Genomic DNA, 20,813 nt, shown 5'->3' on the forward strand with positions numbered 1-20,813 from the left:
AACATGAAACGTTTGCTGCTTTTCGTGTTTATAAACGCTATGCTTTTGCCCCTTAAAAGTCAGGCTTGGGGCTTTTACGCGCATCGAAGAATCGACCGCCTGGCCGTTTTCACGCTTCCGCCGGAAATGATCGGTTTCTACAAAAAGCACATCGTGTATATCACCGAAACCGCCACCAAACCCGATAGCCGCCGCACCCTCGTACCCGGCGAAGCCCCGAAGCATTACATCGACATAGATGTGTACGGCGACAGCGCGGTTTACAAATTGCCTCGTTTCTGGAAAGATGCCGTAGCAAAATATACCGAAGACACATTGATGGCTTACGGTATTGTTCCCTGGCACATCAACTTCATGAAATACCAGCTCACAGAAGCTTTTAAAGCCCGTGATACCGATAAGATTTTGCGCCTTTCCAGCGAAATGGGCCACTACATTGCCGATGCCTGCGTACCGCTGCACACCACCCAAAACTACAACGGCCAACTCACCAACCAACGCGGCATTCACGGCCTTTGGGAAAGTCGCCTGCCGGAATTATTAGCCAGCAACTACGATTTCTTCGTAGGTCGCGCCGCCTATATTGAAAACCCGCAATACCGCGCCTGGGATGCTGTTACGCGTTCGCATTTAGCTTTAGATTCGGTATTAAGTTTCGAGAAAAAAGTAACTGAAGACTTCGACGAAGACCGGAAATACAGTTTCGAAGATCGCAACGGTGTAAATACAAGAGTTTACTCCAGAGATTTCTGCGAAGATTACCACCGCAAATTAAACGGACAAGTTGAACGGCAAATGCGCTATGCCATTGCACTTACCGGCAGCTTCTGGTATACCTGCTGGGTAGATGCCGGCCAACCTGACCTCAATAAAATGGCTGGAATTTCCGAAAAAGAATTACAAAATCTGAAAGAAGAACCCAAACCGCAACAAATCGTTTTACCTGTACGGCCGGAAGCTTCTATTCCCAGAGCCACGCCTGTACCTGCCCACGCCGAAAGTTTATTTCTAAGTTGCGCGTTTCATTAAAGCCAGCTTTTTTCAGCAATTAAATCTTTTAGCTAAGTTTGGCTGAAAGAAATCAATAAAATTCCAATGCTGAAATATTTCAAAAAATACATATTGTCGTTTTTCTTCGCCTATGGTTTTCTTTGCCTGGCAGATAAAGCTTACATCTTTTTTAATAAAGCCCGGATCTATAACGAACAATTGCTTTTGACTACTGCTGCCGGTTTAGCCCTTATCAACCTTTATTTCAGCTGGAAAGACGAAGCTAAAAAAGTAGCCAGGAATAAATAAACCGGCACTTTTCAAACAAAAAACCATAGCGTTTTACCGAAGATGAATCGGTAAAACGCTATGGTTTTAAGGAGAAAAAGCACGAAGGAAGAACTAGTTTTGCAGTGCTTATTTCAAATTTCAAACCTGTTTTCAGGAGTAAAGTAAGCACTGCAAAGCCGTAGCCTGATTATTTTTCAATGATCAGTTTCTCCATTTTCAGACTTCCGTTCCGGTTCATTTCCAGCAGATACATGCCCGCCGGTAAGTTATTCAGATCAAGCTTGTAGCTTAATTTGTTCTCCGACTTTTTCACCGTTTCCCGGCGGATCTGCTTCCCGGTAATATCACGAACCAGTAAATTCACATCGCCGGTTTTAGCATCGGTAATTTCCAGGTTAAACATGCCGCTGCCCGGGTTCGGGTAAACTTTTATGCTTGCAGCTGCCCATTCAGAAGCAATTCCGGTTAAGGTTACCTGCAATTCCTGTGAAATATCGCTGCAAATGCTATCCGTAACTTCCACTTGATACAAGCCGCCAGCAATTGGCTGATACGTTTGGGTAGTAGCCCCCGGCAGCGCAGCTCCGTTCAGATACCACTGGTAAGCTGTTCCGGCGGAGGCAGTCAGCGTATTTCCGGTTTGGGTAATGGTGGCCACCGGTTTTGGCAATGCAGTGAGTACCGTTGGCGCAGAAATCTGTTGGCATGAACCGTTTACGCTTACTTCTACCCGGTAATTACCGGCTTGTTTAGCCATAAAAGTAGCAACTGTGGCGCCCGCAATATCAATTCCGTTATGCGACCACTGGTAATTCCAGCCTGCGCCGCTTCCGGCCGTTAATTCCAGCGAATCGCCTGCGCAGAATGTAGTTGGATTGGCGTGCGAAATGGTTGCAACCGGCAGCGCGTACACGTTAACGTTTATGGCTTGCGAAGTATCGGTACAGCCGGAAGCATTGGTTACGCTTAACTGATATTTACCGGTCTGGCTGGCAATGAAAGTAGGTTGGTTTGCTCCGCTGATATCTGCTCCGTTAAAGCGCCATTGGTACGTGCCCGAAGTGGTGGTAAACAACGCTACACTCTGACCCTGGCATACATTGGTCGCACCCAAAGCATTGATCACCGGCACCGGACGGCCATTCACCTGAACCTGCGCAACTGCTGAAATTTTATCGCAACCGCCGGCATTTATTTCCCGCACGGTATAATTTCCGGTTAACGTAACTATCAGGCTGGTATCAGTTTTTCCGGTCAAATCCATACCGTTTCGCTGCCATTGGTAGGTGTTGCCAAAATTGCGCGGCACTTTTAACGTTACCGAGTCTCCGGCGCAGAAAGTGTAACCACCCGTGCTGGAAATAAGCGGATTTGGCAACGGCACTTCAGCTACCTGAATAGCCGCCGAAGTGGTCAGACAGCCGTTTGCATTCGTTATTTCAACCGCATAATTCCCAATGGCATCCACCTGAAGGCTATCAGCAGTTTTTCCGTATATAACCATACCGTTTTTCAGCCAGCGATAAGTATAACCAATTCCCTGCGGCGCATTTAAAACCACCTGACTGCCGGTACAGAAAGTTGTATCATTGCCCAGGTTTGCAATTGGCAGGTTATGCACATTTACCGCTACCGTATCCGTTTTCTCACAACCCATCAAACTGGTTTTCTTCACGGTATAAACGCCCGCCGTACGCATAGTCAACGCAGAATCAGTGCTCAGTAAAGTTCCGCTTAAATCCCGCCATTCGTAGGTAAAACCGGTTTGGTCATAGGCATTCAGAACAATAGAATCGCCGGCGCAAATGTTTTTATCGGCACCAAGGTTTACAATTGGCAGCGGGTTAAATTTTACTACTACCGTATCCTGCGAGCTGCAACCGGTAATTGGGTTGAACACGCGCGCAATTACCGTATCAGAATTCGTAACGCTTATGGTTTGCGAGGTAGCGCCGGTAGACCAGAGGTAATTCAGGCCCGGTCCGGCATCCAGCACCACCGGTTCGCCGCAACTGGTCCGGTCAGGCCCCAGGTTTACAGCCGGATTCTGACCTACGCGTATCATCACCTGGTCGGAAGCATCGCAACCGGTATTCGGATCCCAGACGGTAACGCTGTAAGTGCCGGTAGTGCTCACGGTTATGGAATTGGTAGTCGCCCCGGTATTCCACAAATAGATCATGTTCGGTTTGCCGGCCACCAGTATTTTACTTCCACCCATTTCCACGCAATCATCGCCACCTAAATTTACAACCGGTCTTTGCATGATCTGCACCACGGCACTGCGGCTGTTATCATTCGGCTTCATATCACCCGTTAAAACGGCCGTAGCTTTCAAATCGAAACTTCCCCCAGCCATGGTGCTGAAACCGTTAAAATTAATGGTATCGGTAGTAAAGGCCGGAATGCTGATCAACTGCGTTAAGGTAGTATCCTGGTTCACATCCACGTTCAGCAGCATATTGGTGAAAGGCATTGGCCCGTTATTGCGAACCACAACTTTAACAGGTTGCAGCGGATCGGTACAGCTATTGAATTCCGGCTCCATAATGGCAAGTACTTGCGCATCCAGGCCCGTCATTTCCACAATTTCTACGTTATCCAGCTCTACCCAGAAGGTGCGGTTATCGCGGAAAGCTACAAAACGCACGCTAACAGCCTGGCCTGCATAAGGAAGAAGCGAAACCCAGGCTGGTGCCGGCCATGGATCACCATAAGCAGCTTTGCCGGTATTCAGACTCTGGACGGTAGTAAATGTAGTGCCGCAATCAGTAGAAACCTGTACTTCCAAACGGCTGGTAGAACTTCCCGGATTGAAGGTAAAGTAACCAACGCCCGGCATGTATTCAGTTAGCCTGTAGTCGAATTTCAGGAAGGTAGTGTTTTGCGGCAGCTGAATAACCGGCGATTGCAAGGTCGCGGTATCAGCTCCGGTGCCGTAAAAATTAACGAAGCCTCCGGAAGTGCTGCCCGAAATTTTAAATACGGAGTGTTTCCAGGTTTTCAGGGAATCGATGAGCGGTACACTAAACGTTTCTTTGTAAGGCAGCGCCAGTGGTGTATTCCGTTGTCTGCTAAACCTCGCCGTATCGGAAACCACGTTATTGCCCTGTTTCAGGAAGGTTTTAAAGTTGTACGTTCCCTGCAGGTTCATGGCAAAGTTAGTAGCAACGGTAAACTTCTTTTCCGCAAAAGCGGCAATATTTCCGGCTGTTAACGGCAAAGTATAGTTCTGCGGATTCGGGCCTGAAACTATAGCATTTAGCGTGAGTGGATTCTGACTCAGATCGTAAGCAGTTGCTCCGTTATTCTTAACTATCAAGATTATTTTTTCTGCGGTAGAGCATCCTGTCTGCGGCTCATAAAGGGCCGTTATAGCCAGCGGACTTGGCAGTTCTCTCACTTCCAGGTTATCGATATTCACATAATGATCCCGCTGCAGCATTTTCACCAGTAAGCGCACTCGAATGTTTTTCCCGGCAAAAGCGCCCAGACTGAACTGCATTTTCCGGAATGGCAGCGAAGGCAGAACCGAAGTGTTATCGAAGGCATACAAGGTTGTAAAACTGTAGCCACAATCATCTGAAACCTGCACGTAAACGCTGTCTTTAAAAGGTCCGTTCAATAGTTGAAACCCTGCGCTGCCGCCGCTTATGCCGCTGTAGTGCCGGAAATCGAAAAGCAAGGCCGTATTCGCGGTTATGTTCCCGAGCTTAGGCGTAATGAGGTAATTCTCTACATTCCAGGTATCGTACCGGTTTTTAAAGGAAGCGTACTTGTTGGTGGCCAGCGGCGAATATTGGTTTGAAACTGTAAAACCGGCAGAATTGGTATAGCCCGTAGCGTTAAAATTGTTGAAGTTCTCCAGGTAAGGAGTCGCCAGCGCATTTGCAATAGTTATACTTTGCGTTTTCTGATTGTTAGAAGCTATGGCATCGCCCGGCATCTGCAGATTTACTGCAAAATTGTACGTGCCTGGCGCCGAAAGATCCAGTGGTTCCGCAAACCGGAAAACCTGGGTGGCCTGAGCCTGTAAAATGCCACTGTTAATTACCAGAGTATCTTTTTTATTTAAGCCGCCGGATACATTCAGAATTAAAGTAAGCGGGTTCACCGAAAAATCAATGTTGGTCGTATTCATGTTTTTGATCTCGGCCGTGGCTTTACTGCTTTGGTTGCAATACGTATCCGGGGAATAACGAACCGCCAGTACGCTAAGATCCAGGGTCGTATTCACTTTTTGCCGGATGGTCAGATTGTCTAAAATAGCATTATCGCCGACGCAAGTAGCTATGCTGCTGCTATAAGCCCGGTTGGCGGTGGAAGACTGGAAGGTAAGGGTGAAAACGGTTCCGCCATAAGCCGACAAGTCTAAGGTATGTGAAGCAGAAGGATCGCTGGAAGCAGTAACCGGGTTAAAATTGCGGCTAACCTGCACACCGTTCACCAATACCCGGAACCAGCTATCCTCCGGCAGGTTGCAGTACGTTTGTTTCAAACTGAAAATCAATTCCGGCCGGCTAAGATTTGTTGCATCCACGCACATAGAAGCCGAAACGATGTACGATTTATTCAGTTCCCAGGCATCGTAAGGGGTAGCAGTTCCGTTCGGCCCGGTCTTTTTCCAGGCTATACGCGGTTCAAAACCAGCCCATTGCCGCTGGCCATCGTTTGTAAAATTCACGGAACCGCCGGAAATATAAACATCAGCAAACGGCGGCTGGCCTTTCAGTACGTGCCCATGATGAACTGAGAAAACCAATTCCGGATCTATTATTCCGTTAAAATTATTGGAATAAGGGGCCGTAAAAGACGCTTTTCTTTCTACGTAATTAGGCAGAGTTTCCTGATTGTTTACCACGTTCTGGTCCTGCGGGTGATTTACTGCGCCTGTAAAGTAGTGTTTAAAATTACCAAACAGGTTAGCCGGCGTCTGGAAGTAATAATGCAACGTATCCTGAGGTTGCAGAATGCGCTGAATGGTTTCGGAAACCGGCAATTGATTCGTTAAAGTATAGGAAACCGGAATGGCATTTACTGGCACGGTGCCTACATTTTTAACCACGATCTTTACCCGGTTGTTTCCGGCGCAGCCGCTTGACGGCACTACTAATTCCTGCATGGTAAGATCTACCGGCCCGGTATTTTTAACTTCCAGTTTACTGATCGTGAAATGCGGGTAGTAAGTTGCCAGCGTATCTATGTGCAGAACAAACCGGAACTTCACATTCTGGTGCCCTGCTACCGGAGTGAGGTCTATGTAAGCTTTGTAGACATTTCCAATGGGGCGGTAATTAGAGCTGTCCAGCGTCCATAAAGAAACAGCAGACTGTCCGCAGTTGATCAACGCCTGCACCTCCAGTTTATGCTTAGAACCGGCAAAAGGATGCGACGGCGAAGGCATTCCGCTGAATTGCTGCGCTGGGGCGCTAAACAAGTTATTGCTGAGGTAATCATGTAAGTCGAAGATCAACCGGGTATTGGGAGTTATACCCTGAACCGGGGGAGAAAGGATCGTTTGCCGGTTTTTACGTTTTTTGTAAGCCTGATTTTGATCGAAATACCGGGTGTCTGGCCTGAGGCTGGACGTATACATATCTATATGACTTTCGCCCGGCTCTATCTGCCAATCATCCTGCGCGTAAACACCGAAATCCTCGAAATAAGGCAGGGTTTTACCTTGGTCAGCTTTTATAAAAGCCCTGATTGTATCGCGGGCATGAGCAACATTGCCGGCCAGGGTGGTGTAAGCCTTAAAATCGTGCATGCCACCGAGGTTAAAATTATGGCTGGCAGTAACCGTTACGGTGATCACGGAATCTACGGGCAGGATGCCGGAGCTAACGGTAGCAGCGTAAGTTGAAAACGATATATTGGTTTCTTTAAGCGTAACGGTAGCCGGAGTAGTCGCAAAATTGATAGGCAAGGTACCGCGGTTATGCAGTTTTACCGCCAGCGCTGAAGCTCCATTGAAACCGGAGCACAGCGCTGCAGGAAGTACGATCTTTTGGATGCTGGCATCCAGACCGCCGGGCTTTATTTCAAAATTATCAAGCTGCACGGTCAGATTGCTGTTGTTCAGGCTGCCGGCTACTATTTTTACCAGAATATTTTTCCCGGCATAAGCAGAAAGGTCAAAATAGAGTTTCCGGAAACCGGAAGTGGCTACATGGTTTGCCGCATTCATACTGCCCACAGAAGTAAAAGTAACGCCGCAGTCTTCCGAAACCAGGACATTTATGTAAGCCTGGGCCTGGGTAACGTTGGCCATGGTGCTGTCTGGGTTGCGGAAAGCATAATCGAAGAACAGGTGATCGTTTGGTTTGATCTGCCCGATAGGAACGGAAGTGAGGGAAGCTGTATTTTTGTCGCGGTGAAGCTGCCCCACAAGAATGGCCTGGTAATCCTGATAAGTGCGGTTATTCGCATGAATTGCTGTTAACCGGATGTATTTATATGTAAAATCAGTTTGCCAGGGCGTATTATTAGCCGCAATAACTTCCGATTTAATATAATAAGGGGTGCCCGGAATATTTTTTACCTCGGAAGTAGTGCGAATAGTATCGGTGGCTGGTTTATTATCGATGCCGACTATGAGAAGTTTTCCGTAGGCTTCGTACTGGTACGTGCCATGCGCGTGCATGTTGAAACCGGAAGGATCAATTACAAAAACAGAATCGCCGTTTATCGGGATAACGCCTTTATTCAGTAGTTTGGTAAAGGTTTGCTTGTTGCCGGTCGGATCTGTGGTTCTAACAGTTACCTGCACTTTATTTACCGCCAGGTTCAGCACTTCCAGGCCCGCATTACTCAGCTTCACGCTAATTCCCTGGTTGCCTCCACATTTCACATTGGTGTTGTTAGGACCTGCTCCGGTTAAAGCAATATCTACCGGGCGTACTTCCCTTATCCCGAAATTGTCGATAAAGAAACTTACCGCAGTAGCACCTACGCCGCCTATGCTTCTTACCATAAACCGTACTTTTACATCATGCCCCTGGTATTGGCCCAAAGACAGGAAAACAGATTTATAAAATTCAGGGGAAGCGCCATCATTGGTAAAGAATTGCGTATTGGAGCTATCCAGTTGCATGATGGTATGATAGGCGGTGTCGCAATCGAGCTGCACCTGAACGTAAATCTTATTTGAGCCAATACTGGTGGTGGTTCGGTTGCCATTATCCAGCCGGTAATCGAACACTACGTAGGTGTTTGGAGTAATGCCGTTAATTTTTGGAGAATGGGTATACCAATAGTTTATGCCTGGCGCTAAGCCGCCCCCAACTCTTGCCGCTTTGCTGTTGCCATAGTAGGGAGTACCGGTATAAGAGCCATTATTCGGGGCCCAGCCGATAGCTCCCAGTGGATCTGAGAAAGCATTGGCATTGTTGAAATCCTGAAAATAAGGAGCTGGCAAAGGCGCTGGCGGGGTACCGGTAACGTTTATAGTTTGTGCCAATGTATTATTCGTTAAGCGCACATCGCCGGCCATGGTAGCGGAAATGTTAAAATTATATGCTCCTGTTACATCCATTTTCAAACCGGCCGAAGGAAGCGTGGCTATAATAAAAGCGTTGCCTTTCAGGATGCCAGTATTTAAAGTGGTGGTGTAATTCCCGGTTTTTGCACCGCTCAAAGCAACCTGCACATTAATCGGCGTTTTAGTCAGATCTACATCTTCTATGCTGCGATTCTGGATCTTTACCGAAATGGTATTCACCGGATTACAAGCCTGCAAAGGGTTGCTTAAACTGGCTACAGCAATATCAGGCTGGCCTTTTATGGTAAAATCATCTATGGCAAAACCGTCGTGTTGTGCAGAACCGTTCGATCTGAAGAGGATGCGGAAGCGCACATTGTTCAAGCCTGCCAAACCCGGAATACTGACTCTTACCGTATCCCAGCCGTTGCTGCCGCTGGTACCATTTCCGCTCCAGCCGGTGGTCTGGTTTGCAGGGCGACTGTTCAGGTTGCTACTGTTATACCAATCCGGACCAATATTACCTACCAGTTGCCAGGTGCCGCCAGCTACCGAACTTTGCAGAATGGCGCCATCCATATCGGTTTCGGTATCCCACCAGACTCTCATTTCCAGCTGCGGATCGTAGAGATACGTGAAATCAAAAGCCGGACTTTGCAGCCAGGAATTTTCGTTGGCGTTATATTGCCCGGTTAAACCGCCGTTCGTCCAGGCTTTCGTACCGGTGGCTGCGCCATTTATCACCATTTTAGCCGGCGTGCCCCAAGCCCAACTGGAATTCGTGCCGCCGGTGGTCCAGCCGATAATATTTTGTTCGAAGCTTTGGAAATAAGGCAACTTAGGCGGTAAAACCGTAATGGTAACGGCCTGGCTGGAAGTGGTGCTGTCGCTGCAGGTACCTATTACTACAAAAGTGGTAGTGGCTGCGGGCGAAGCCGTTACGGTAGCATTTTTACTGCTGCTCAGTTCCTGCGATGGCGCCCATACGTAGCGCGCTGCACCGCTGGCCGTTAACGAAACAGATTCGCCCAAGTGAATGGTAGTGGCGGAAGCCGTAATGTTTACCTGGCAATTCTGGGAAAAGGCTTTGCCAGAAAACAGTAACCAGACAACCGTTGCAAAAAGCAAAAGCAGCTTATTCTTCATAATATAGCGGTTTTTATTTCTTCTTCGTTCAGATGCAACTCCGGAAACGGGCCAGAATATTCAGGACAGCAGGCCGGCAAAAACTAAATAAGCAATGTTATTCCTGGCGATAGACAACATTTATTTTCTGACGGTTGCCTGACGTTCAAAAAAATAACAGATTATTTTTCCGAAATTTAAAAGAAGGATATACTGGAAATAAAAAGCCGCTCTGCAGAAGAAAAATATTCCTGAATATGCCGGCACAGGAAGTTAGAAACAGAGTGCACAACTAAAAAAATGCTATGGTTTTGGCACCAAAAAGTCAGCGGAAAATGCTATGGTTCAGGCACAAAAAAGTCAAAGAAAACGCTATGGTTTTAGTGTTAAAAAGTCAATATCGCTTTCCGGCAACAAAACTATTCAACAAAATTTATGATGGCGCAAAAAACGGTATCCTTTTAAGTCCCAAAAGTCACAGAAACATACTGCTTTCATTGCCGTCTGCTTTAGCTGACGGTTCCCGTTATTTTAGGGGATATTACTCCCCGTGCAGCAACCGCTCAATATCCTTGATCAACCCGTAAATTACAAGCACATCACCCGCTTCAATAACCGTTTCCGCGGAAACCACCCCGATAACGGTTTTGCTGGGTGAAGTGTTGCTCCAGAATTTGCGGCTTTCGTTCGGGCGTAAAATAGTCAGTACGTTCACGTTATATTCGTTCCGGATATTAGCGTCGCGAATGGTTTTTCCTACGTACCGCACCGGGGCCAGCGCTTCTACAATGTTGTAATCTTCCGAAAGCCCGAAGGAATCGATCACGCCTTTCAGCTCCAGTTTTTTGGCTAAACGCTCGGCGCTTTCCTGTTCCGGCCGCACGATCTGGTCTACGCCTAAAGCTTCTAAAACCTTCTGGTGAATGGGCGAAATGGCGCGCGCAATAATGCGTTTTACGCCCAGTTGCTTAAACAAAGCCGTAGTCATTACCGAAGCGCCGAAATGTTCGCCGATGCCAATCACCACAATATCGGTATCCTGAAGGGGCAGGGTTTTTAGTGCGGGAAGTTCGGTGGCATCGAGGCAGATGGTGTGGGTTATTTCGTTTTTAAAAGCATCTACTTTTTCCATGCTGCTGTCTACGCCAATTACTTCGTGGCCCATGGCAGTAAGCTGCATGCCCAGCGTAGAACCGAAATTGCCTAACCCAACTATAATGTACTGCATCTTGTTTTTTGTTTAGCTGATAATAATGTTTTCGGACGGATACTGATAGCGTTTGGTTTTGTGGCTGGTAATAAAACCAATAATAAAGGTAATGATCCCTACCCGCCCCAGGAACATGGTGATCATGATAACGGCCTTGCTGAAAGTACTTAAGGAAGCAGTAAGGTTCAGGCTTAAACCCACCGTACCAAAGGCCGAAATAACTTCGAAAGCTACTGCCAGCGGTTCGTGGCCCGGGTCTAAAAGCATGATCAGAAAAATGTTCAGGCCAATGATCATGATCGACAGGAAAACGACGCCAAAAGCTCTTTTCAAAGATTCGTTCGGAACCTCCCGGTTCAGAATTTCCAGGTTTTCGCGGCCTTTACCAATGCTGATGATGTTGAGGAAAGCTACCGCAAATGTGGTAACTTTTATACCGCCGCCCGTAGATGCCGGCGCCGCCCCGATCCACATCAGAAATAAGTAAACTAAAACCGTAGTGGGCGCCAGCGTGGCCATATTTACGGTATTGAAACCGGCCGTGCGCGGCGTAACCGAACCGAAAAATGCCGTTACTACTTTGCCAAAACCAGTGTGCTCCTGCAACGAATAATTATACTCGGTAATGGCAAATAAAATGGTACCAATTACGAGTAAAAAAGCGGTAGTAACCAGCACGATCTTGGAATTCAGCATTAAAAGCCGCGGCGCATGTTTGTAGCGGTGCTTCCGGAAAAACCGGAAATAAACGTTCTTCAGCCGGTCTTCTGCATATTTATACAGGTTAAAGAATACCGGAAAACCCAGCCCGCCAAAAATAATCAGGCCGGCAATTATAAGCTGAAAATAATAATTGAAGCGCAGGTTCACATCATAAAGCCCATCGGTAAACAAACTGAAACCGGCATTACAAAAAGCGGAAATAGCATGAAAAACTGCAAAACCCCATTGCTGCGCAGTATCGCCGTTAAAGGTTTCGGGGTTCAGGCTGTTGAACAGGAAAATGGCGCCCGCGGCTTCAATAGAAAGCGTAATAAGCACAATTTTAATAATGGTCCGGAAGGTTTCGCCGATCTTGTCTTCGTTTACCAGGTTTTGCATAAAAAGCTGGTTCTGAAAGGAAGACGTTTTCTGGAAGAGCAACGCAAAAAAACTGGTAAAGGTCATAATACCCAAACCGCCCAGCTGAATAAGCAGAATAATGATCTTTTTGCCGAAGGGCGTAAAATGGGTAGCCGTATCTACCACAGTAAGGCCGGTTACGCACACAGCACTGGTAGCGGTAAAAAGCGCATCTACCGGACCAATTCCCTGGTAAGAAGCTTTCGGCAGTAATAACAAACCGGCCCCGGCAAAGATCAGGATCAGGAACGAGTAAATAAATAAAAGCGCCGGGCTGTAACGCGAATGGTAAATTTTGAACGTGCGCCGCGAAACTTCCAGCACAAAAACGTACACAAAAACCATGTACGTAAACACCGCCCCGTTAAAAAAACTGATCCAGGGAATAGCGGCCAGCTGTTCGTGACGCATAAAAAACCGCATGCTGAGCGCTATTACAAAGAAAAGCAACACCAGCGTTTCAGTCAGGCGACTTTTGCTTTCTTTGGCTTTCCAGATCACAATGGCCAGAAAACGGTTGAGCAACGCCACAAAAAAAATGATCAGCAAATACGAGTTCAGGTGATGAATGGTGGCTTCGGTTTCGGCGTCGTATTTAAATCCCAGATCGTAGATCATGAGCAGAAACGAAAGCAAACTCAGAAAAAAGAACGCATAACCGGCAATGTTCAGCAGCTTTTTCCGCAGGCGTTTCAGGGCTTCGTATTTCTGGCGAAAATTCTGACTAAGCTGCATAAACGAAAAACGGTATGAATTCTGATTAAAAAACTAAGATACGGAAAGCTTTTTAAAGCGCCCGCGAACAAAACCTGCTTATGGCTGAAACAGCCATTTTGCTTGCAGCCCGCCGTAAAAATTCCTTCCCGGCGCCGCGTTAAAATACCGGTTCCCAAAACCGTTCAGATCGTGCCCCAAACTGTATTTTTTATCAGTCGCATTTTCTACACCGGCATAAATTTCGGTTTCCAGTTTCTGAAAAAACGTTCTCCGGAAACCGGTTCTGGCGCTCGCTACAAAATAGCTTTCGGAATAAACCATATTGGCATCGTTCAGCGGAACTTCATCGGTAAAAACGGTAGTAATATTGAGGTAAAAACCCGCGCGCGTCTCCAGATCGAGGCCCGAAACGAGGGTTTGTCGCGGTGTACCCGTAAGTTTGTTGCCTGAGAAGTCCTGATCGTTTTGCCGGTAATTCTGAAAGCGGAAATGATTGTACGCGTAATTGCTCCAGATCTTCAGCCCGGAAACATAGCGTTTTTCATCGTTCAGAAATTCGTAGCTTAAACTGGTTTCCAAACCTTGCTGCTTCGTTGCGCCTGCATTCTGAAAAACCACGGTGCCGTTTTCGGTACTGCGGCTCACAATGGTTTCCTGCAGCTTAAACCAGAAACCCGCCACATCAAAAAACAGCTTGTCTTTTAATGCATTTCCCCGGAAACCGAGTTCGTAATTCGTGCCGCGCTCGGGTTGCAAAGCCGTATTAAAACTGCCATCTGAAGGACGAATTTCCGCTTCCGTCGGCGCCGAAAATCCCTGGCTGATGCTGCCATGCACCGCTATTTTCTCCGAAAGCAATTTATTCAAAGCCAGCCGCGGCGAAAACTGCGGTTCAAAGCTCCGCTCATGCTTGCCTACATTCGTTTGCGTGACATCCGAAAGCCGGTTCAGTTCATATTGCAAACCCGAAAAACTGCCGCCCAACGTAGCAGTAATATTTCCCGGCAGATCGGCTTCGGCCTTCGCAAAAACAAAACCCTGCTGCGCCGTAACCTCATCGTCGAAATTCAGATTGCCAGCCGCACCTTTTATATTCTGGTAATGCCGCGAACTCACAAAACTGCGCTGCGCTTCAGCGCCTAAACTAAAACGCACATGCACTTCCCCGAAATTGGTTTGATACGTAGTACGCGTGCGGCCGCCAAAAGCCTGGTTCGTGTTGCGTTCGTAATCGGTAGTAAACGGGTGGTCCAGAAAACTGAAAACGCCGAAAATTGAAGTAGCATTGCTCCAGTTTTCGTTGAACGTATAGTTGTGGTTCAACCCGATATTCAGCCCGTTCAGATTCAGCGACGCATTTTGATCTTTGTTCACTTGCCTTGCCTGCCGCGGATTTTCATCGAACTGCTCTTTGGTTAAAGCACCGGGCAATTCGTAATACAATTTGGAATAATACGCGTGAAAATTGAAGGTCTGTTTTTCGGTTGGCTTTAAGTTTCCGGAAAGCAAAACCACATCGCGGTTCATTGCACTTTGCTCGCGGTATCCATCCAGTTTCTGCTTATCGTAGCGCACCAGAATGCTAGATCTTTTATTAGAAGCCACCGTCTGAAACGCATATTTCTGCAAGCCGAAAGAACCGATAGTAACCTGTGCCGCATCGCTGCTTTCATTCGGTTCAGGCTTAACCGTTTCGAACAAGATCGTACCGCCGGTTCCCGCCCCATAAACGCTGCCCGCCGGACCTTTCAGCACTTCAATCCGGCCAATAGTAGCCGCCTCCAGTAAATTCAAAGGCAAAGTTCCGTTCGCTTCCACCAGCGGAATTTCGTTTAAATAAACCTTCACGTTCCGCACGCCAAACGGCGCCCGCAAACTACTGCCTCTAATAGAAATGCGGTAACTCGCCGTCGCCCGTTCTTCCATGCGCACGCCCGGCAACGTATTCATGGCCGGCACCAACGAATTCTGATTAAAACGTTCCAATTCCTTCGGAGTAAGCAAACCAATGCTGCCAGCCGTTTTCAAAAGAGGCTTATCCGTTTCATACCCCCGCACCACCACTTCCTGCAAAGCCTTAACCACCGGCTGCAACCAAACTTCCAGAAATGAACCCGCAATCGGCAATCGCTGCGATTGGTAACCCACCAGACTCACCAATACGCTATCCTTTTCATCCTCAAAAGTCAAAGTAAAATCCCCCTCAGCATCACTTACCGTTCCGGCAGTATTACCAAGCAAGCTGATTGCCACCCCAACTAAAGGGCGCTGCGTTTGCGAATCCAAAATTCTGCCTTGCAACCGGCCTTGTGCCGAAGCCAGAAACGGTAGGAAAAACAGCAGAAAAAGCAAAAAGAATTTCATGCAGAAAAGTTTGCCCTGCATACGCGCATCGAAGGGAAAGGGGTTTTATCCGGATGATTTTTAAAAAGAAATTGCTTCGGTCTTTTTGTCCCCCTTTGGAGGGGGTAGGGGGAGGACTTCACATTAGCAGATTCTCTCCCCTTGAGGGGAGCGGGAGTAATCACGGTTAGAAAACACCCTCTATGAGCTCCGCTCGCAAGCTCAATCTCTCGTTTGGCTTGTCCTCAAGGGGAGAATCTTCGCAATACGAAACTTCAATAATTCGCCTGTCCTCTCCCTACCCCCTCCAAAGGGGGACTTTCCTACTTCTACTTATTGTGCAGCCGATAAAACACCACGGCTTCAGGCGTAATTTTCAGCACTTTTTTATTGCTAGCATCAACCAGATTCACTTTTTCAGCCTTCTGCAATTGTCGGAAAGCCGCCACATAATTCGCCAGAATATAGTTCGTACCAAAGCTGTGCGTTTCGTATATCTCCCGAATGGTCTGGTAGTGAAAATCAGCTTTCTTTCCGGCCAGTTCCTGCGTTAAATTTTCCAGGCTGAATTTGTTCAGGAAATTGGAAAAACCGGGAATGGCTGCGGGCTGGTAATTTAAGTTCACGCCAAACAAAGGCACGCCATCTTCCTGAAATTCTGAAAACGTTTGCAGCCATTCTTTTGCCCGGAAATAATGTGCTATGCTTTTGCCGGCTAAAAATAAATAAACGGCGTTTCCGGCTTTTCCAGGCGGATTTATTTTAAAACTCAGCGGGTAAAATTCTTGTTCCTGAAAAGCATTTTCGAGTTGCTCCAGCAGGAGTTGTTCTTTCCGTTTCGGGCTTTGCTGCAGCTGGAACTTTGCTTTTATTTCCGGAAGTGCTTCGCCGAAAAGTTGGGCTAAAAAAACGGTAGGGTTTTCGGCCAGAAAAGTCTTCTCCAGTTTTTTGTAATCGAAAAGCACGAACAGATCATCATTTTTTTCAGTCAGCGTTTGCGCTAAAATTTCCTGCGCCTGCGCGTAACTGAACGGATCAGCGACAACCAAACCCGGCACTTTTTGGAGCAATCCTAATAGCGTTTTTGCCGTTTCAGGTTCGTTTAGGAGATTTATATTTTCCGGCAGCTGCGGTGTTATTTCGCCTTCTTCCGAAACATTTTGCAGGTTTTGCTTCAGCTTTTCGAGGTTGGTTTTAGAAGCATCGCTCAGGAATAATTGCAGAGTTTTTGCCTCGTTTTCCCTAGCGTTTTCAGCTTCCTGAAAAGTTTCCAGTATTTGCAATGCCGCCACTTTTTCGCCATCCGCTTCGTAGCCGCTGCCTGCATTCAGATCAACTAAAACCAATTCTTCTGTAGCCACCATTTCCGCCCAAACCTGAAAATACGCCGGCAACAGCTCCGCTTTTATTTCGGAAATACTGCGTTTGGTCTGGAAGAAGTTGGATGAAGGGAAAAGCATAATCTAGGTACTGCAAAATTACGCTTAAAAGAATTAACTTTCCGCTCTTTGTTGTCTTCCGATGGATGACTGCAAAGTATTCATGAAACAAGCCTGTGCTAGCGGCACCACCGAAAAAAGAAAATAACTTTTTAAAGAAACTCATTCCTTTTTTGCCATTCTTTAAGGCAGCTGCTACTTTCATACTTAGACTACTTCCTTCAGCTAGTAAATAAACCAATAACTTTTATTAAAAAAAGGCAGCTCCCTCCAGAAGCTGCCTTTTACTTTTTCACCTCAAAACGCTATCGTTTTACCTGCCAAAACTCAATTCCCGGTCCGGCGTAATTCTTCCAGGTTCGTATTGCGGCGTTTCAGTTCAAATTTTTCGCCGCGGCTGAATCGGTAGCGCAGGTTTACCCGGAAACTTTGCATGCCGAAATACTGGTCGAATGCGTTGATGTTACCGTCGAAATTAGCTGCGCCGATTACTTTGCGGGTTTTGAAAATATCGGTTATGTTTACCGAAAGGTCCAGCTGGTTTTTCATAAAGCTGCGTTTCAGGCCGGCATCTACCCACCAGTTCTGCTCAATTTTATATAAGCCGTATGCCGACGGCCCCTGGTAACCGGCATTCACTTCCATCCGGATATTTTTCGGTAGCTGTATATTATGGTTCGACTGAGCAAAGAAGAAAACCTGCTCGTTCTGCCGGTTCTTATCGGCCAGGTACATGGTGTAGTTCTGGTATTCCAGGCTCAGATTGTTGCTTACCTCCCATTTCGGCGAAATTTTTACCGGCAAAACCAGGTTAGCGTTCACGTTCTCGAAATTATCGACGTTGCGGGTCTGGAATTCCGTGGTTTTATTCTCATTGTTCTGCAACGGAATTTCAGCCATAAAACCGGCCGTATTCGCATAACCCAAAATCAGGGTATAAGCATCTTTATAGGTTTGGGTAAGCTGAAACGAATTGGTGTATTGCGGTTTCAGATCAGGGTTTCCTTTGGCCCAGCTATACGGGTCTAGGTAGAAAATAAACGGGTTCAGGTTGTGGTAACTCGGGCGGTCCAGGCGACGGCTGAAATTGTAATTCAGCTGGTAATTGCTGCTTACTTTATGCTGCACAAATACACTCGGAAACAAACCAAAATACTGGCGCGGATTGGTCTGGTTCATGGTTACGGAATGACCTTCGGCTACAGTTTGTTCAGCGCGCAAACCGCCTTGCACCTGTATCTTTTCCGACAGCGCCTTATTGAAGTTCGCGTATGCCGCGTAAATGTTTTCGGTGTAAATAAAGTGGCTGCTGCGCAAAGGATCGGCTACTTTTTGGTTATCGCGCACGAAGAAAAACTGCAGATCATTATCAGAAACCACGTGGCTGGCTTTGGCGCCTAATTCCAGTTTACCGTTCTTCAAAACCGGGCGCGCATAATCGGTTTTCACCGACCAGATCTGGTAACCGGAAGGATTATCGCTGCCCAACTGGTCTAAATAAGCGGGTGCGGAAAAATCGGCTGGCTGGTAAAAGTTCCGGAAATCGCCGTTGCCTTTAAAGATCAGATCGGCATAATCGAGGTCGGCCGAAAGCGTGCTTCCCAGGGTATCTAACTTTCCAGCATAATGCAGGTTGAATGTACCGTTGCCGAATTTCTTTTCGGTATGGTTACGCGCCTGAATGAACAGATCATTTTCCGGGGTGCCGGTGAGCAGGTAAGAATCGGTATTAAAGTCCGTTTCCTGGTCCTGGTACGTCAGGTTGGCCATCATGCCAATGCTGTGTTTTGCCGAAATTTCGTAATCGGTACTCAGGCGCAGGTTTGGTATAAAAGTGGCGCCGTTTTCACGGCCTTTCTGCGTTAAAGTAGTTATGTGGCCGCCTTCGTTAAAAGCGCGGTCCATGGTATTGGTGCGTACGCGGGTTCTTCTGGAAACATCGAGCATGGCCGTAGAACTCCACTTACCTTTCTTGTAATTCAAATTCCCACCGTTGGCATACCCGTGCATGGTATTGTTCTGGTAACCCGCGTAAACGCTACCATTAAAGCCCGATAAACTGTTCTTTTTCAGATTCAGGTTAATAATACCCGCAGAACCTTCCGCATCGTATTTCGCCGAAGGATTCGTAATAATTTCCAGGTCTTTGATATTATCCGCCGACATGCCTTCCAGGAACGTTTGCAGTTCTTTGCCGCTCAAATACGTTAGTTTTCCATCTATCATTACCCGCACGCCCGCCTTGCCATTCAGCTGAATATTACCATCCTGATCAAGCCAAACCCCCGGTGCTTTCGTCAGAATATCGTACGCGCTGCTGCCCGCCGCCATGGCCGTTCCTTCCACGCTCATCACCATTTTATCCGGGTGGTTCGTAATCGTTGGCCGCATGGTTTGCACGGTTACTTCTTTCAGGGTCTGGGCATCTTCCTTCAAAACCAGCACGCCAAAATCTTTACTGAAATCCGCGCTGGTTACCAGAAAACTTTCCGAAACAGTAGGCTGGAAGCCGATAAAAGTGCAGCGCAAAAAATACGTGCCCGGCGCCGGAGCTTTCAACTGAAAATTTCCTTTTTCATCGGTTGTGGTCCCGGTTTTGGCAGTTCCGGTTTCTTTCTGAACCAACGCCACGTTGGCAAACCCGATCGGAGCATTTTTGCTGTCTTTCAAAACGCCCTTCAGCATTCCGGTTTCCTGGGCAAAGGCTGGCAAGACCAAACTGAACACCAAAGCGAAAACCAACAGGTAACTATTTTTCATAAGGTAGAATTTTAGCAGGTGAATTGTTTCGCCAGCGGTTATTCTACTTTTGTGCCAAAAACTGATAGCGTTTTTATTTAATTGATTTATAGAGCTTTGTGAATTGACCAAAAATGCAATATGTCCGCTTCCGAACAGTACGGATTTACTATATGTTCGCGTCCGAACGGTATGGGCAGTTATTTGTGCGCTTTTAAAATGGATATTAGAAAAAAGTTTAAACCGGCAAGACATCTCTGGCTTACTTGTCTTTTATCTCAGTAACAAGCTGAAAAACTTTTCATTTGATGCCCTGTTCTATAATAAAGTTCTGTTTAATAGTAACTGGTGAACCATGATTAACAACCCAACCAGCAGGCTGGCTCTCTATCTGGGCTGCTTCCTGATATTTACATTCCCCAGCATGCATGTTTTCGGACAGGAATTGCCCGCGAAGAAAATGCCCACCAAAGAAGAGCTTGCCAAAAACAACAAGCTTTTTATCGAGTTGGCAAACAAACACCTGCATTGGGATGAACCCACCGAGCCGGCTCATGTAGTAGGTCCGCTTTACTTTGTAGGTACGCGCGGGCTCAGCTCCTGGCTTTTTGTAACTTCTGAAGGAAACATTCTACTGAATACCGGCACGCCAAGATCCGGCCCAATGATCGTTGAATCAATCAGAAAACTTGGTTTTAAGCCGGAAGACATTAAAATCATCATCAACGGCCACGGACATTCAGATCACGCCGGCGCTTTTGCATATATGAAAAAGCTTACGGGCGCCCAGATCGCCATTATGGAACCGGACGTGGCCATGATCGAAGATGGCGGAAAAAGTGACTTTCATTACGGCAAAGACTATAAAATTATGGGGCAGCCGCCGGTAAAGGTAGATCGCATTCTTCACGACGGCGACATAGTAAAATTAGGCGAGGTTTCGCTGACTGCCCACCTTACGCCCGGCCATACCAAAGGATCCACAACCTGGGTTACCACCTTAATGGAAGGCGGTAAGCAATACAAAGTCGTATTTCCGGATGGCGCCGGCTTTAACCCCGGTTACCAGATTGCAAATCCGGAAGAATATCCCGGCATCAATCAGGACTATCGGAAAACACTTACTTTTCTGGAAAGCTTAAAACCGGATATATGGGGCGGGCACCACACTGAATATTTCGACTTAGAAAATAAAAAGAAACGTGCAGCAACCGAAGAAATAAAAGCCTGGATCGATCCGGAAGGCTACCGCCGTTTCATTGCCGGCAAACGCAAAGCCTTTGAAGAAGAAACGGCCCTGGAAATGGGTAGGAAGAAAGACGTGGGAGGCAAAAGCAATCTCAAAAAAAATTAGCCG

The 20,813-nt window shown here is 47.1% G+C and carries 10 protein-coding genes; 3 read left to right on the forward strand and 7 right to left on the reverse strand.

Annotated features, from left to right (window positions below):
• Positions 1 to 3 precede the first annotated feature (3 nt).
• Together ACFPIB_RS11955 and ACFPIB_RS11960 are read left to right on the forward strand one after the other, a co-directional pair.
• The gene (locus tag ACFPIB_RS11955) at positions 4 to 1,029 is read left to right on the forward strand and encodes a zinc dependent phospholipase C family protein (RefSeq protein ID WP_378017693.1); all 1,026 of its coding nucleotides are present in this window, start codon (positions 4 to 6) and stop codon (positions 1,027 to 1,029) included.
• Between the two features lie 66 nt (positions 1,030 to 1,095).
• Positions 1,096 to 1,299, forward strand: a complete 204-nt coding sequence (locus ACFPIB_RS11960; RefSeq protein WP_378017694.1) for a hypothetical protein — start codon at positions 1,096 to 1,098, stop codon at positions 1,297 to 1,299.
• A gap of 169 nt (positions 1,300 to 1,468) precedes the next feature.
• Here ACFPIB_RS11960 and ACFPIB_RS11965 read toward each other — a convergent pair whose 3' ends face one another.
• The 7 genes from ACFPIB_RS11965 to ACFPIB_RS11995 form a co-directional block, all read right to left on the reverse strand.
• Positions 1,469 to 9,907 (reverse strand): T9SS type A sorting domain-containing protein, encoded by an 8,439-nt coding sequence (locus tag ACFPIB_RS11965; protein WP_378017695.1) that lies wholly within the window; start codon positions 9,905 to 9,907, stop codon positions 1,469 to 1,471.
• Positions 9,908 to 10,427: 520 nt separating this feature from the next.
• Positions 10,428 to 11,114, reverse strand: coding sequence for a potassium channel family protein (locus tag ACFPIB_RS11970; protein ID WP_378017696.1), 687 nt, complete (start codon positions 11,112 to 11,114; stop codon positions 10,428 to 10,430).
• Positions 11,115 to 11,126: 12 nt separating this feature from the next.
• Entirely contained in the window at positions 11,127 to 12,953 is a 1,827-nt protein-coding gene (locus tag ACFPIB_RS11975; RefSeq protein WP_378017697.1) for a TrkH family potassium uptake protein, read from the reverse strand.
• Positions 12,954 to 13,031: 78 nt separating this feature from the next.
• Entirely contained in the window at positions 13,032 to 15,299 is a 2,268-nt protein-coding gene (locus tag ACFPIB_RS11980; protein ID WP_378017698.1) for a TonB-dependent receptor, read from the reverse strand.
• 308 nt (positions 15,300 to 15,607) lie between these two features.
• On the reverse strand, positions 15,608 to 16,642 hold the full coding sequence (tcmP, locus tag ACFPIB_RS11985) for a three-Cys-motif partner protein TcmP (RefSeq protein WP_378017717.1): 1,035 nt from the start codon (positions 16,640 to 16,642) through the stop codon (positions 15,608 to 15,610).
• Entirely contained in the window at positions 16,611 to 16,922 is a 312-nt protein-coding gene (locus tag ACFPIB_RS11990) for a hypothetical protein (RefSeq protein ID WP_378017699.1), read from the reverse strand. Before ACFPIB_RS11990 ends, tcmP begins: the two co-directional genes overlap by 32 nt.
• A gap of 122 nt (positions 16,923 to 17,044) precedes the next feature.
• Complete coding sequence (locus ACFPIB_RS11995) at positions 17,045 to 19,477, reverse strand: TonB-dependent receptor (protein WP_378017700.1); 2,433 nt, start codon at positions 19,475 to 19,477, stop codon at positions 17,045 to 17,047.
• Positions 19,478 to 19,880: 403 nt separating this feature from the next.
• Between ACFPIB_RS11995 and bla the strand changes: the two genes are divergently transcribed.
• Positions 19,881 to 20,810, forward strand: coding sequence for a subclass B3 metallo-beta-lactamase (gene bla / locus ACFPIB_RS12000; RefSeq protein WP_378017701.1), 930 nt, complete (start codon positions 19,881 to 19,883; stop codon positions 20,808 to 20,810).
• Positions 20,811 to 20,813 lie beyond the last annotated feature (3 nt).

Source organism: Adhaeribacter terreus (assembly GCF_042657365.1).
Lineage (GTDB): Bacteria > Bacteroidota > Bacteroidia > Cytophagales > Hymenobacteraceae > Adhaeribacter_A > Adhaeribacter_A terreus.

Coding starts and splice junctions, on each gene's coding strand:
- ACFPIB_RS11995 (WP_378017700.1), bottom strand. CDS start 19,477: ATGAAAAATAGTTACCTGTTGGTTTTCGCTTTGGTGTTCAGTTTGGTC.
- bla (WP_378017701.1), top strand. CDS start 19,881: ATGCATGTTTTCGGACAGGAATTGCCCGCGAAGAAAATGCCCACCAAA.
- ACFPIB_RS11965 (WP_378017695.1), bottom strand. CDS start 9,907: ATGAAGAATAAGCTGCTTTTGCTTTTTGCAACGGTTGTCTGGTTACTG.
- ACFPIB_RS11980 (WP_378017698.1), bottom strand. CDS start 15,299: ATGAAATTCTTTTTGCTTTTTCTGCTGTTTTTCCTACCGTTTCTGGCT.
- tcmP (WP_378017717.1), bottom strand. CDS start 16,642: ATGGTGGCTACAGAAGAATTGGTTTTAGTTGATCTGAATGCAGGCAGC.
- ACFPIB_RS11955 (WP_378017693.1), top strand. CDS start 4: ATGAAACGTTTGCTGCTTTTCGTGTTTATAAACGCTATGCTTTTGCCC.
- ACFPIB_RS11975 (WP_378017697.1), bottom strand. CDS start 12,953: ATGCAGCTTAGTCAGAATTTTCGCCAGAAATACGAAGCCCTGAAACGC.
- ACFPIB_RS11970 (WP_378017696.1), bottom strand. CDS start 11,114: ATGCAGTACATTATAGTTGGGTTAGGCAATTTCGGTTCTACGCTGGGC.
- ACFPIB_RS11990 (WP_378017699.1), bottom strand. CDS start 16,922: ATGAAAGTAGCAGCTGCCTTAAAGAATGGCAAAAAAGGAATGAGTTTC.
- ACFPIB_RS11960 (WP_378017694.1), top strand. CDS start 1,096: ATGCTGAAATATTTCAAAAAATACATATTGTCGTTTTTCTTCGCCTAT.